This window comes from Shewanella fodinae, from assembly GCF_014651955.1.
Classification (GTDB): domain Bacteria; phylum Pseudomonadota; class Gammaproteobacteria; order Enterobacterales; family Shewanellaceae; genus Shewanella; species Shewanella fodinae.
In genome coordinates, this window is the sequence record NZ_BMXW01000026.1 from 30,277 (window position 1) to 42,962 (window position 12,686).

At 49.1% G+C, this 12,686-nt stretch carries 12 protein-coding genes; all 12 read left to right on the top strand.

Going from position 1 to position 12,686, the window contains the following annotated elements; translation table 11 throughout:
* Positions 1-77: 77 nt before the first annotated feature.
* The gene (relA, locus tag IE064_RS16725; RefSeq protein WP_189618838.1) at positions 78-2,285 is read left to right on the top strand and encodes a GTP diphosphokinase; all 2,208 of its coding nucleotides are present in this window, start codon (positions 78-80) and stop codon (positions 2,283-2,285) included.
* 42 nt (positions 2,286-2,327) lie between these two features.
* On the top strand, positions 2,328-3,113 hold the full coding sequence (gene mazG, locus IE064_RS16730) for a nucleoside triphosphate pyrophosphohydrolase (protein ID WP_268244787.1): 786 nt from the start codon (positions 2,328-2,330) through the stop codon (positions 3,111-3,113).
* A 141-nt stretch (positions 3,114-3,254) separates the two neighbouring features.
* The gene (pyrG, locus tag IE064_RS16735) at positions 3,255-4,892 is read left to right on the top strand and encodes a CTP synthase (protein WP_189618839.1); all 1,638 of its coding nucleotides are present in this window, start codon (positions 3,255-3,257) and stop codon (positions 4,890-4,892) included.
* Between the two features lie 189 nt (positions 4,893-5,081).
* Positions 5,082-6,377 (top strand): phosphopyruvate hydratase, encoded by a 1,296-nt coding sequence (gene eno, locus IE064_RS16740; protein ID WP_189618840.1) that lies wholly within the window; start codon positions 5,082-5,084, stop codon positions 6,375-6,377.
* A gap of 115 nt (positions 6,378-6,492) precedes the next feature.
* Complete coding sequence (gene ftsB, locus IE064_RS16745; RefSeq protein ID WP_133038155.1) at positions 6,493-6,795, top strand: cell division protein FtsB; 303 nt, start codon at positions 6,493-6,495, stop codon at positions 6,793-6,795.
* A 35-nt stretch (positions 6,796-6,830) separates the two neighbouring features.
* Positions 6,831-7,562: a 2-C-methyl-D-erythritol 4-phosphate cytidylyltransferase gene (gene ispD / locus IE064_RS16750; RefSeq protein WP_229800119.1), complete on the top strand. Its 732-nt coding sequence runs from the start codon at positions 6,831-6,833 to the stop codon at positions 7,560-7,562.
* Positions 7,563-7,588: 26 nt separating this feature from the next.
* On the top strand, positions 7,589-8,089 hold the full coding sequence (gene ispF / locus IE064_RS16755) for a 2-C-methyl-D-erythritol 2,4-cyclodiphosphate synthase (RefSeq protein ID WP_189618841.1): 501 nt from the start codon (positions 7,589-7,591) through the stop codon (positions 8,087-8,089).
* The gene (truD, locus tag IE064_RS16760) at positions 8,083-9,147 is read left to right on the top strand and encodes a tRNA pseudouridine(13) synthase TruD (RefSeq protein WP_189618842.1); all 1,065 of its coding nucleotides are present in this window, start codon (positions 8,083-8,085) and stop codon (positions 9,145-9,147) included. Before ispF ends, truD begins: the two co-directional genes overlap by 7 nt.
* Before the next feature lie 6 nt (positions 9,148-9,153).
* Entirely contained in the window at positions 9,154-9,900 is a 747-nt protein-coding gene (gene surE, locus IE064_RS16765; RefSeq protein WP_189618843.1) for a 5'/3'-nucleotidase SurE, read from the top strand.
* Positions 9,897-10,535, top strand: coding sequence for a protein-L-isoaspartate(D-aspartate) O-methyltransferase (locus IE064_RS16770; RefSeq protein ID WP_189618844.1), 639 nt, complete (start codon positions 9,897-9,899; stop codon positions 10,533-10,535). The genes surE and IE064_RS16770 overlap by 4 nt, the downstream gene beginning before the upstream one ends.
* 116 nt (positions 10,536-10,651) lie before the next feature.
* The gene (locus IE064_RS16775; RefSeq protein ID WP_189618848.1) at positions 10,652-11,503 is read left to right on the top strand and encodes a peptidoglycan DD-metalloendopeptidase family protein; all 852 of its coding nucleotides are present in this window, start codon (positions 10,652-10,654) and stop codon (positions 11,501-11,503) included.
* Positions 11,504-11,578: 75 nt separating this feature from the next.
* A complete protein-coding gene (gene rpoS, locus IE064_RS16780) occupies positions 11,579-12,526 on the top strand; it encodes an RNA polymerase sigma factor RpoS (RefSeq protein ID WP_189618845.1) in 948 nt (315 codons plus the stop codon).
* The last annotated feature ends 160 nt before the right edge of the window (positions 12,527-12,686 follow it).

The window sequence follows — 12,686 nt, forward strand, 5'->3', positions numbered from 1 at the left end:
TTTGACTTCCTGGAAGCAATACCCAAGATAGAGAGTCTTGACGCGTCTGTTTGTCAGACCAACAAAAGGAAGCAAAGATGGTATCTGTTCGCGAAGCGCATTTTCAGGATCCGGACTTTACGTTGGACGATTGGGTTAAACGCCATGTCGCTCAGCCCGAGGATGCTCAAAAACTGCTGGTGTTATTCCAGCAGCTAGAGAGTTTACCACTCGGTAAGTGCCGTATTCCGTTAGCCGAGCTGCAGGCCAAGTCGCGGGAGCTAATAGAGATCCTGGCACCGCTGAATATGGATATTGATACCTTGTTGGCATCTGTGCTGTTTGTCTACTTTGAGACTGGTTTACTCGATGACCTCTATTTGCAAGAGCATTGCTCTGCGGCACTGGCAGCGTTGGTTCGCAGTGTAAAAACCATGGATGCCATCGGCTATCTGCAACTTAACCATGACAGCCGGACTGCGGAATCGCAGATCGATAACATCCGCAAAATGCTGCTGGCCATGGTCGAAGACGTACGGGCGGTGGTGATCAAGCTAGCTGAACGCGTGTATTTGCTGCGGCAGGTGAAAGGCGAAGACGAAGAAACGCGGGTGCTGCTGGCGCGAGAGATCGCTGATATCTATGCACCATTGGCGAATCGCTTAGGGATAGGTCAACTGAAATGGGAACTGGAAGATCTATCGTTTCGTTATCTGCATCCCGATACCTACAAAGAGATTGCTCGGCAGCTCGATGGTAAGCGGTTAGACCGCGAAGTCTATATTGATAATTTTGTTGAGCAGTTACAGCAGAAACTGGATGCAGAACAGATCCGCGCCAAAGTCTATGGCCGGCCGAAACATATCTATTCTATCTGGCGCAAAATGCGTGGAAAGCATCTGAAATTTGATGAATTGTTTGATGTGCGTGCCGTACGGGTCGTCACCGAACGATTACAGGACTGTTATGGTGCGCTCGGTGTGGTGCATACCCTGTGGCATCACATTCCACGTGAATTTGACGATTACATTGCCAACCCAAAACCTAACGGTTATCAGTCAATTCACACTGTGGTTGTAGGCCCCGAAGGTAAAACTGTGGAGATCCAGATCCGCACTCAGCAGATGCACGAAGATGCTGAACTGGGGGTGGCCGCTCACTGGAAATATAAAGAAGGCACAGCCGGTAAGCAGACCGGTTACGAGGAAAAAATCAACTGGCTGCGTAAGATCCTGCAGTGGCAGGAAGATGTGGCGGAAAGTGGCAACCTCGTTGAAGAGATCCGTTCTCAGGTATTTGAAGACCGAGTGTACGTGTTTACGCCCACTGGTGAAGTGGTGGATTTGCCCGGTGGTTCAACGGTGCTCGACTTTGCTTATTATATCCACTCGCAAATTGGCCATCGCTGCATTGGTGCCAAAGTCGATGGCCGTATCGTGCCATTTACCTATCAGGTTCAGACGGGTGAACGGGTAGAGATTATCACCTCAAAAACGCCTAATCCTAAACGTGACTGGCTCAATCCCAACCTTGGCTATATCAAGACGTCGCGCGCCAGAAGTAAAATTTTGCACTGGTTGAAGCAACAAGATCGTGATAAAAATCTGGCCGCTGGCCGCGAAATGTTGGAAGCGGAGCTGGCGCGTATTGGACTCGGTCTCAAAGATGCCCATGTCGCCGTTGAGCGTTTTAATCTGGGCAATATGGATGATTTACTGGCGGCGATTGGCGGCGGTGATGTCCGGCTGAATCAGGTCGTAAACTATATTCAGGGGCAGTTCCGGCAAGAGGTGCCCTCGGCCGAGGATGCCATCGAAGATTTGGTCAAAAAAGGCGGCCAGAAAGTTGCTGCTGGCGGTAAAGACCGAATTGAAGTTAATGGCGTCGGTAATCTGATGAGCCATCTGGCGCGTTGCTGCCAACCAGTGCCGGGGGATGAGATTTTTGGTTTCATTACCAAAGGCCGCGGTATCTCGGTGCATCGAGCTGACTGTGAGCAGGTAAAAGAACTGATGCGGGCACACCCTGAGCGAGTGGTCGATGTCGTATGGGGTGAGAATTACTCTGGCGGTTACAAGGTGCGGCTGCGGGTTTTGGCTAATGATCGTACCGGGCTACTGCGTGACCTGACATCAGTGTTGGCCGCTGAAAAGTCCAATGTGCTGGCCATGAATACGTCATCGGATGTGAAAACCCAAACCGCCACCATTGAATTGGAAATGGAACTCTACAATGTCGAAGGATTGTCGCGGGTGATTTCAAAACTCAATCAAGTCGATGGTGTATTGGAAGCGCGTCGTCTGTAAGTGTTAGTAAGATGATGACATAAATTTGAGGTAGTAACAGTTGTGAGTAAGCCTGATATTGAACGCCTGCTAGAAATTATGGCGCAACTGCGCGATCCCGAGCGCGGTTGTCCCTGGGACAAGGCTCAAACCTTTACCTCTATTATTCCGTTCACGTTGGAGGAAGCCTATGAAGTCGCTGATGCCATTGAACGTGAAGATTGGCAGGAACTGCCCAGCGAATTGGGCGACTTGTTGTTCCAGATAGTGTTTTATGCACAATTGGGCAAAGAGCAACAGCAGTTTGATTTCTCGACTGTGGTTGAACGGATCTGCGACAAATTGCTGCAGAGACATCCCCATGTGTTTGCCAATGCGGCGATTGAGGATCTGCACGAAAATTGGGAAAACCTCAAAGCAGGCGAACGGCAAGCGCGGCAGTTGCATTCCATTTTGGATGATATTCCTAATGCACTACCGGCATTAACACGTGCGGCGAAAATCCAAAAGCGAGTTGCGCGAGTGGGCTTTGACTGGGGCGAACTGCCACCTGTTGTTGGTAAAGTACAGGAAGAGTTGGCCGAGGTGTTGGAAGAGGCCCAGTTATCACCGCAAAATCCGGCAAGATTACAAGAAGAAATGGGCGATTTGCTATTTGCAACGGTTAATCTGGCACGCCATCTGGGCGTAAATCCAGAAGAAGCCTTGCGGCAGGCCAACCATAAGTTTGAACGGCGTTTCCGCGGCGTAGAACAATGTGTGCAAGCGTCCGGCAAAGCCTTTGAGGAGCATACTTTGACCTCGTTGGATCAGTTTTGGGAACAGGTGAAACAGCAAGAACGGCACTGAGTCCACTTCAATTAATCTCATAATCAGGCAAATTTCTACCTCTAGCGGTTTGGTAAATCAGGCTGCCTTTGATATACTGTCGCCCCATCCCAGCGCTTAATCCCGAGCGTTGAATTCTTACTCTTTTTCTCAGGTTCAGCAATGACTACAAGGTATATCTTCGTAACCGGTGGTGTGGTTTCATCACTAGGCAAAGGCATTGCGGCAGCATCATTAGCCGCAATATTGGAGGCACGGGGCCTCAATGTGACCATCATGAAGCTGGATCCTTATATCAACGTTGATCCGGGCACTATGAGCCCAATCCAGCATGGCGAAGTGTTTGTCACTGAAGACGGTGCTGAAACTGACCTCGACCTAGGTCATTACGAACGTTTCATTCGTACTAAAATGGGGCGGCGCAACAACTTCACGACTGGCCGTATCTATGAAGAGGTGCTGCGCAAGGAGCGCCGTGGTGATTATCTCGGAGCCACCATTCAGGTGATCCCGCACATCACCAATGCCATCAAGGAAAAAGTGCTAGAAGGCGGTGAAGGCCATGATGTTGCCATCGTTGAAATTGGTGGTACCGTCGGTGATATTGAGTCCCTGCCATTTCTCGAGTCTATTCGTCAGTTAGGGGTTGAACTGGGCCGTGAGCGCAGCATGTTCATGCACCTGACTTTGGTGCCGTTTATCGGCCCCGCGCAGGAAGTGAAAACTAAACCCACCCAACATTCTGTGAAAGAACTGCGCTCTATTGGGATTGCACCAGATATTCTGGTGTGTCGTGGTGACCGGGCAATTCCCGCCACTGAACGGGCGAAAATCTCACTGTTTTGTAACGTCGAAGAAAAAGCCGTTATCTCCTTGCGCGATGTCGATTCCATCTACAAGATTCCGGCGTTACTGCGCTCTCAAGGGCTGGATGAACTCGTTGTTAAACGTTTTGGCTTGCAATGTCCGGAAGCGGATCTGTCTGAATGGGAAAATGTGATTTACCAAGAAGCCAATCCCAATGGTGAAGTCACTATCGGCATGGTCGGTAAATATACCGAACTGCCTGATGCCTACAAATCGGTTAACGAAGCGTTGAAACATGCCGGCATTAAAACGCGTGTTTCAGTGCATATCAAATATATTGACTCTCAGACTGTTGAAGCTAAAGGCGTAGAAGTGCTCGACGGCCTTGACGGTATTCTGGTGCCTGGCGGCTTCGGTTCTCGTGGCATCGAAGGCAAAATTATGGCGGCACAATATGCCCGTGAACATAAATTGCCTTATTTCGGTATTTGTTTGGGACTGCAGGTGGCGCTGATCGAGTTTGCCCGTCATGTGGCGGGCATGGACGGTGCGCACTCTACTGAGTTTAATCCGGAAACCCCTTATCCTGTAGTGGGTTTGATCACTGAATGGATTGATGAAGCGGGGCACGTAGAACACCGTGATGAAGCCTCAGATCTTGGTGGCACCATGCGCTTAGGTGCACAGCTATGCCATTTGTTGCCAGGCACCAAAGCCGCCGCCGCATATGGTCACGAAACCTGTGTTGAACGCCATCGCCATCGTTACGAAGTTAATAACACCTTTGTGCCGAAACTGGAGCAGGCTGGGTTGGTGTTCAGTGGCTTGTCTTCTGACCGCAAGTTGGTCGAGATGATTGAACTGCCGGATCATCCTTGGTTTGTCGCCGGTCAGTTTCACCCGGAATTTACTTCTACACCGCGCGATGGGCATCCACTGTTTGAAGGGTTTGTATCTGCCGCCAGCGCATATCAGAAGAGTAAGTTAGGCTAATACGGCAAGAAGCCGGTGCATTCATTTTTGTACCGGCTTTTTGATTAATGTCGGCAGTGGTTCATCAACGCTTGGATAATGTCGTATGATGGGGCATCGTTGCACTCTCAAGAACCCTGTACCCATGTCATGGGGATGCTATATGGGTACGGGTTTTTCTTTTAATTTTATCTTTGAACTGAGGATATTATGGCTAAGATCGTGAAAGTCTTTGGCCGCGAAATCATGGATTCGCGCGGTAACCCCACTGTAGAAGCTGAAGTGCATCTAGAAGGTGGATTTATCGGTATGGCTGCGGCCCCTTCTGGCGCCTCTACTGGCAGCCGTGAAGCACTGGAACTACGCGATGGTGACAAGAGTCGCTATCTGGGCAAAGGCGTACTGCACGCTGTGGCTAATATCAATGGTCCTATCAGTGCCGCGTTAGTGGGCAAAGATGCTACGGCTCAAGCTGAACTTGATAGCATCATGATTGCACTTGATGGCACTGAAAACAAAGATAAGCTCGGCGCCAATGCCATCTTGGCGGTATCGCTGGCTGCAGCAAAGGCCGCCGCCGCATTTAAAGGAATACCGTTATACGCACATATTGCTGAATTGAACGGTACTCCAGGGCAATACAGTATGCCAGTGCCGATGATGAATATCCTTAACGGTGGTGAACATGCCGATAATAACGTCGATATTCAGGAGTTTATGGTTCAGCCAGTCGGTGCTAAGAATTTCCGCGAAGCGCTGCGTATGGGCGCCGAGATTTTCCATAATCTGAAAAAAGTGTTGAAGGCCAAAGGGCTTAATACGGCAGTAGGTGACGAAGGGGGTTTTGCGCCTAACCTAGCATCTAATGCCGATGCGTTAGCCGTAATCAAAGAAGCCATCGCTGCTGCTGGTTATGCCTTAGGAACCGACGTGACTCTAGCGCTAGATTGTGCAGCATCTGAGTTCTACAAAGACGGCAAATATGATCTTGCGGGTGAAGGTAAAGTATTTACCTCTCATCAGTTCTCCGATTTTCTGAAGTCACTGACGGAACAGTACCCCATTGTGTCTATCGAAGATGGATTGGATGAATCTGACTGGGAAGGCTGGGCTTATCTGACTAAGATCCTCGGTGATAAGATCCAGTTGGTCGGCGACGATCTATTTGTCACCAATACCAAAATTCTGGCGCGTGGTATCGAACAAGGCATCGGTAATTCAATTTTAATTAAATTCAACCAGATTGGTTCGCTGACAGAAACGCTAGCGGCTATCCGTATGGCAAAAGATGCGGGCTATACCGCTGTTATTTCACATCGTAGCGGTGAAACCGAAGATGCCACGATTGCCGATCTAGCGGTTGGTACTGCGGCTGGGCAGATTAAAACCGGTTCGCTATGCCGTTCAGATCGTATTGCTAAATATAACCAGTTGCTACGGATTGAAGAACAGTTGGGTGAAAAGGCCCCTTACCACGGTCTATCGGCAATCAAAGGGCAGGCGTAAGTCTCTTTTTTAGCAAGTTGGATACAATCAGACGTAAAAAGGCCGCCACTTGGTGGCCTTTTTTGTTGTACTATCTGTCGCAGAACATTTTGCCTAAAATGGTGACCCGCTGCCTATGAAACCTTTGCTCTTGTTAGGATGCCTGTTGCTTGGTCTGATGCAGTATCGGTTGTGGTGGGGTGATAATAGCCTCACAGAATATTTCCACCTAGAACATCAGATTGCTGAACAGCAACAAAATAATAATGAACTCGATGCCCGCAACCAGGCATTGAAAGAGGAAATCCTTGATTTGCGTAGCGGTAAGGAAGCGATTGAAGAGCGGGCCCGAAATGAGCTGGGATTCATTAAAAAGGGTGAAACTTTTTATCGGGTTGTGGGCGGTGAGCAGCGTTCGATGACCGTTTCTAATAATTGAGAGCACTTTTCCTTTAATATTTAACGCAGGACACCATGAATCAATCTGAATTATCGGTTGACCGTATGCCGCATGCGTCTCAGACCGTGGTTGCTATTGTCCCCGCCGCTGGTGTTGGCAGTCGTATGGGCGCGGATTGTCCCAAACAGTATCTGCCATTGCTGAATGGCTGTATTCTCGGTTACACACTACAGCTATTACTCAATCATCCTGCGATATCTCAGGTTGTCGTAGCGCTGCATCCACAAGATCGCTATTTCAGCCAGTTACCACAAGCTAGTCATCCTAAAATATTAACCGTTGTTGGCGGTTCTCAACGGGCGGATTCCGTGCTGGCAGCCTTGAAACAACTGTCTCAGCCTGATGTCTGGGCCTTGGTGCATGATGCTGCCAGACCGTGCCTCACCCATGCCGATATCGATAAGTTATTGGCATCAAGGCAACAATTCCCGCAAGGCGCTATTCTGGCGGCACCAGTGCGTGACACCATGAAACGGGCGGCCGTTGATGGCAGTATCAGTGAAACCGTATCCCGTGATGCTTTGTGGCATGCGTTGACCCCGCAATTATTTCCCGCACAGTTGTTGCAACATAACTTGTCACAGGCAATTGCGGCAGGGGTACAGATAACCGATGAAGCGTCGGCAATGGAGTGGGCTGGCGTGCGTCCGGGCTTGGTGGCCGGACGCAGTGATAACATTAAGGTGACACATCCAGAAGATTTGCCGTTGGCCGCTTTATTTCTGCAGCATCAGCAGCGTTCGTAAAGCGGGCAGCACACTTGGAGACATTGATGAAAATACGTATCGGACATGGGTTTGATGTCCATAAATTTGGTGCCGAGCAACCGTTGATCCTCGGGGGCGTTGTTGTGCCTCACGAGATTGGGCTGATTGCGCATTCTGATGGTGATGTGGTGTTACATGCGGTGGCCGATGCCTTACTGGGCGCGATGGCGCTGGGCGATATCGGCAAGCACTTTCCCGACACCGATCCCCTGTTTAAAGGGGCTGATAGCCGGGTATTGTTACGTCACTGTTTTGAGTTGGTGAAACAGCGTGGTTATGCCTTAGGTAATCTGGATGTAACTATCATTGCACAAGCCCCGAAGATGGCACCACATGTCCAGGCAATGCGCGAAGTTTTGGCAAGTGACTTACAGGCCGAGTTAGATGCCGTTAACGTGAAAGCAACGACGACAGAGAAACTTGGATTCGCTGGACGAAAAGAAGGAATAGCGGTCGAAGCAGTGGTGTTACTGCAGGCGTATAGTGAGGAGCAGGTTGCGTGGTAGAACTGCATTATCTTTATGGAAAACCGGCTAGTCGTGGCAATTTGCGTACGGTTAACGAAGACTTTCTGGTACAGGAATTACTGCCATTTACCCCGACAGGCGAAGGTGAACACCATCTGTTACATATCCGCAAGCGTGGTCTTAATACTGTAGCGGTGGCGGAATTGTTGGCAAAATTTGCGGGTGTGCACCCCAAAGAGGTGACGTTCGCCGGACAAAAAGACAAAAACGCTGTTACTGAACAGTGGTTTGGTGTGCGCATCCCCGGGAAGGAAACACCTGATTGGCAACAGTTAAACAGTGATAATCTGCAGATACTCTCCAGTCAGCGGCACAGCAAAAAGTTGCGGATAGGGGCGCTCACAGGTAACCGCTTTACGCTCATTCTGCGAGATGTTACCGATGTTGAAGAGGTGCAGCAGCGATTAGAACAGATCCGAGAGCGGGGCGTCCCCAACTATTTTGGTGAGCAGCGATTTGGCCATCATGGTGGCAATATCGCCAAAGCCCGGGAGATGTTAGCGGGTAAAAAAGTGAAGGATCGCAACAAACGCTCTTTATATCTCTCTGCGTTACGGTCCATGTTATTTAACGCGGTGGTTGCGGCAAGATTACAGCAATATCCGGGAACGCTGTTGCCGGGTGATTGTGTCATGCTGGCGGGTAGCAATAGCTTTTTTGTTGCTGAGCAATGGGACGAAGTGCTTAAAAACCGATTAGCCGCGCAGGATATTCAGTTATCTGCGCCTTTGTGGGGCCGTGGTCGAGCGTTGGCGACCGGCGAGGCGTTGCTCTTTGAGTCCGCCGTATTGGCAGATTATGCGGCCGATCTTGATGCGCTGGAGCATGCCGGATTGTCACAGGAACGGCGGCCACTGATGTTGTGTCCGCAAGCGATGAGCTGGGCGGTAATTCCAGAAGGTTTGCGGTTGAGTTTTGTGTTGCCTGCGGGCGCCTACGCTACCTCCGTCCTCCGGGAAGTGCTGGATTATACCGATGTAGCAGACGTTCGTTGGCAACAAGCCGTGGCCGCAAGAGAAGCGCAACAGGACAGGTAAGCGACAATGAAAATTCTGGTCAGTAATGATGATGGCGTGACCGCGCCGGGGATTAAGGTGCTGACAGAGACGCTGTCGCAATTGGCAAACGTATTGACGGTGGCACCCGATCGCAACTGTTCTGGTGCAAGTAACTCATTAACCTTGACTAATCCTTTAAGGATTAATAAGTTAGATAACGGCTACATTGCAGTTAATGGCACCCCAACAGATTGTGTGCATCTGGCTATCCGTGAACTCTGTGATGGTGAGCCGGACATGGTGGTATCAGGCATTAACGCCGGTGCCAATATGGGCGACGATACCCTATATTCAGGGACGGTTGCAGCGGCGATGGAAGGCCGTTTTTTGGGGTTACCAGCGGTTGCTGTGTCCTTGGCTGGGCGCGCATTAACGCACTATGGCACGGCTGCCGCCTATACGTTGAAGATTATTGAAGGGTTGAAGCGATATCCTATCGCATCTGATCAGATCCTTAATATCAATGTGCCAGACTTACCCATGGATCAAATTCAAGGGATTCGCGTGACCCGGTTAGGAACCCGACATAAAGCCGAAGATATGGTTCGTACCACCGACCCACATGGTCGCGAGATCTTCTGGCTTGGTCCTCCGGGAATTGAACTTGATGTTGGTGATGATACGGATTTTTACGCGGTGGCTCAGGGTTATGTGTCTATTACGCCGTTAACTGTAGATCTGACCGCTTATCGACAGTTATCAAAATTGCAACAGTGGATTGAGAAATTATGAGTCGCGTGGCTTCAGCATCAGCGGCATTACAGTTAACCCGTAAGCTCAGCGAGGCTGGGATCTCTCATCCTGGCGTGTTACAGGCGTTGGCCGCTACGCCTAGGGAACTGTTTGTCGATGGTGCTTTGGCACACAAAGCTTATGAAAACACGGCGTTACCTATTGGTTCCGGGCAAACTATTTCGCAGCCTTATATCGTGGGACGCATGACGGAACTGGTGCTGACCGTTAATCCGGCTAAGGTACTGGAAATTGGTACTGGCTCTGGTTATCAGGCCGCAATTTTGGCGCAACTGGTGCCCCAGTTATATACCGTAGAACGGATCAAAAGCCTACAAATCCAGGCGAGGCAACGACTCAAGCGTCTAGATTTGCACAATGTGTCATTCAAGTATGGAGACGGTTGGCAGGGATGGGAAAATCGAGCCCCGTTTGATGCTATTGTGGTTACTGCCGCAGCAGCAGAAATCCCAGAGGCGTTGTTGCAGCAATTGGCAGATGGCGGTGTGCTGGTGGTACCCGTTGGCGAGAATAACCAGCAACTGCTGCGGATTGTCAGGGACGGGGAGCGATATAGTTCTAGCGTTATTGAAGCTGTCAGATTTGTGCCTTTGGTCAGTGGCGCTTTGGCCTGAACAGCTGTTGCCATCAAACAGAGAGGAATGGCGTGTCTCAGGGAACATATTACAGGGTTGTTCGTTTGCTGCCCCATTGGATTTGCCAATGCGTGCTGCTGTGCGCAACCTTGCTGATGGTTTCTGCCTGTAGTTTCCAATCCCATCGTCCTGCTCCAGTGTATTCTGTTAATGGCTCCCGGCCCATCTTTGATAAGGGATACCTTAATTCCGCCAGAACTTACAAAGTCAATAAAGGCGATACCCTTTATTCCATTGCTTGGGCCGCAGATAAAGATTACCGCGATCTGGCAAAACTGAATCAGCTCGATGCAGCCTATACCATATACCCAGGACAGGTTCTATATCTGATACCTACAACCTCATCTCAACGCCTCCATAAATCGAGCAATTACTCCAAACAGAGTAGTAAAAAACAAGAGAATAAAATTAAAGAAAAACAATTAGATAATAAAAAAACTGGTGCGGTTAAATCTGTACCATCTCCTGTACAAAAAACACTTGATTCCGCTCAAAACTCTGCGTACTCTGTAACCACTGGTAAACAGGTTGTTAACGAAATTGTCCACAGTTCAGGCGTGGTTTTACCTGATAATGTCAGTCAGTGGTTATGGCCTGCTAATGGCGCCCTGATAGCAACCTTTTCCAGTACAGAACAAGGCAATAGAGGAATTAAGATTGCTGGTAATCGCGGCGATATTATAAAAGCTGCAGCAGATGGTCGGGTTGTATATGCGGGTAATGCTTTGCGAGGATATGGGAATCTCGTCATTATCAAGCATAGTGATGATTATCTGAGTGCATACGCTCACGCCGATAAGATCTTAGTGAAGGAACAACAGAATGTGTCCGCAGGACAAACTATTGCCAAGATGGGTAGCACAGGTACTGATCGGGTAATGTTACATTTTGAAATTCGTTACCATGGTCAGTCTGTTGACCCGTTGAATTATTTACCCAAACGTTGATGGTTTGGTGCCACTTTGGCATTGGAGGAAAGCGCCAGATGTAGATTGTTGTCGAAATTTTTGGGAGAGCACATTATGAGCCGAAATAATACCAACGCTTCCGTGCAAGAAGATGCAGATTTTTCAATTGAGATGGATTTGCAACAGGTTGACGCTCTTGCTGAGCGAGTGCAGGATGACCTGCAGAAAAACCTTGATGCCACTCAGTTGTATCTAAGCGAAATCGGTTTTTCCCCCTTGTTAACAGCCGAGGAGGAAGTTTTCTTTTCACGTAAAGCTCTCCGTGGTTGCGAAAAATCGCGTAACCGAATGATTGAAAGCAATCTCAGATTAGTTGTTAAAATTGCCCGCCGTTATAACAATCGTGGCTTGGCGCTGCTAGATCTTATTGAAGAAGGCAACTTAGGATTGATACGGGCAGTTGAAAAGTTCGATCCAGAACGTGGCTTCCGTTTTTCTACCTATGCAACTTGGTGGATCCGTCAGACCATTGAACGGGCCATCATGAATCAAACTCGTACCATTCGTTTGCCGATCCATGTAGTAAAAGAACTCAATGTCTATCTGCGTACTGCCCGCGAGTTGGCACATAAGCTGGATCATGAACCAACAGCAGAAGAGATTGCTGAAAGACTTGATTTGCCCAGTGCTGACGTTAGTCGCATGTTGAAGTTGAACGAAAAAATCACCTCAGTAGATACCCCCATTGGCGGTGACAACGAGAAAGCTTTATTAGATGTGTTGCCCGATGATGATAGCTATACCCCAGATGCTCAAGTTCAGGAAGAGGATATCTCCAAGTCTGTGGTGAAATGGCTTAATGAGCTGAATATTAAGCAGCGGGAAGTATTAGCACGTCGTTTCGGCTTGTTGGGTTATGAGCCCGCCACCTTGGAAGATGTGGGAACTGAGATAGGTCTTACCCGTGAGCGCGTCAGACAGATCCAAGTAGAAGCATTGAAACGTTTACGGGATATGATTTCCGCTCAGGGCTTATCGGTAGAAGCTTTGTTTAAGATGTAATTTGTAGCGATTGCAAAAAAAGCGCACATAAATGTTAACGCCACTCGCTTAAGAGCGAGTGGCGTTCTTATCTCTAGAGCGTGAAGGATATTTCGCCGCTTTTTTCAATACAGCTCTTGGGTAAGGCTGTCTTTTCCTTTTCTCTGGCAGAATTAGCCGC

Excerpts from the sequence above, each read along its gene's own strand:
- relA (WP_189618838.1), top strand. The coding sequence starts at position 78 with ATGGTATCTGTTCGCGAAGCGCATTTTCAGGATCCGGACTTTACGTTG.
- surE (WP_189618843.1), top strand. The coding sequence starts at position 9,154 with ATGAAAATTCTGGTCAGTAATGATGATGGCGTGACCGCGCCGGGGATT.
- eno (WP_189618840.1), top strand. The coding sequence starts at position 5,082 with ATGGCTAAGATCGTGAAAGTCTTTGGCCGCGAAATCATGGATTCGCGC.
- ispD (WP_229800119.1), top strand. The coding sequence starts at position 6,831 with ATGAATCAATCTGAATTATCGGTTGACCGTATGCCGCATGCGTCTCAG.
- IE064_RS16770 (WP_189618844.1), top strand. The coding sequence starts at position 9,897 with ATGAGTCGCGTGGCTTCAGCATCAGCGGCATTACAGTTAACCCGTAAG.
- IE064_RS16775 (WP_189618848.1), top strand. The coding sequence starts at position 10,652 with ATGGTTTCTGCCTGTAGTTTCCAATCCCATCGTCCTGCTCCAGTGTAT.
- pyrG (WP_189618839.1), top strand. The coding sequence starts at position 3,255 with ATGACTACAAGGTATATCTTCGTAACCGGTGGTGTGGTTTCATCACTA.
- ftsB (WP_133038155.1), top strand. The coding sequence starts at position 6,493 with ATGAAACCTTTGCTCTTGTTAGGATGCCTGTTGCTTGGTCTGATGCAG.
- rpoS (WP_189618845.1), top strand. The coding sequence starts at position 11,579 with ATGAGCCGAAATAATACCAACGCTTCCGTGCAAGAAGATGCAGATTTT.
- ispF (WP_189618841.1), top strand. The coding sequence starts at position 7,589 with ATGAAAATACGTATCGGACATGGGTTTGATGTCCATAAATTTGGTGCC.